The organism is Vibrio sp. 1401, assembly GCF_033340295.1.
In genome coordinates this window covers 1-710 of sequence record NZ_JAWOWF010000351.1, presented here as the reverse complement: position 1 = coordinate 710, position 710 = coordinate 1, and the positions used below count along the sequence as shown (strand labels likewise).

1 pseudogene is annotated in these 710 nt (G+C 47.9%); it reads right to left on the bottom strand.

From position 1 onward, the window contains the following. Positions 1-710: pseudogene (locus R7Z77_RS25575) on the bottom strand (threonine ammonia-lyase, biosynthetic); the annotation flags it as partial.

Genomic DNA, 710 nt, shown 5'->3' with positions numbered 1-710 from the left:
TAGGATGGATTATCAGTTTCATCCTTACATTGGTAGCCAAGTTCTCGTAAATGCGCTGAAAATTGGGCTAAATCGCTTTCATCTAACTCGAAACCACATAGAACGCGTCCGTAGTCGGCGCCGTGGTTACGGTAGTTGAATAGGCTGATGTTCCAATGGGTGCCAAGCGTGCTTAAGAACTTCAATAGTGCGCCTGGATACTCAGGAAATTCAAAGCTATAGAGACGCTCTTTCAGCTGTTTCGAGGGCTTGCCACCGATCATGTAACGAATGTGCAGTTTGGCCATTTCATCGTCGGACAAATCAACGACTGGGTAGCCACCTTCGCGTAGGTCGCGAATGATGTTATCCAGCTCTTCCTGACCGCCTTGCAGGCGTACACCAACAAAGATATTCGCCAGTTCATCATCGTTGTAACGGTAGTTAAACTCGGTGACAGCGCGGCCGCCAATCAGATTACAGAATTCAAAGAAAGCGCCTTGGCGTTCTGGAATTGTCACGGCCAATAGACCTTCACGCTTCTCACCTAATTCACAACGCTCTGAAACATAACGTAAACCATGGAAGTTGGTATTTGCGCCAGACAGCACCGTGGCAAGGTTTTTGTTTTCCAGTTGGTTTTGCTCAACAAACTTCTTCAAGCCAGCAAGCGCAAGCGCCCCGGATGGTTCAGCAATCGCTCGAGTATCCTCAAAAATGTCTTTTACGGC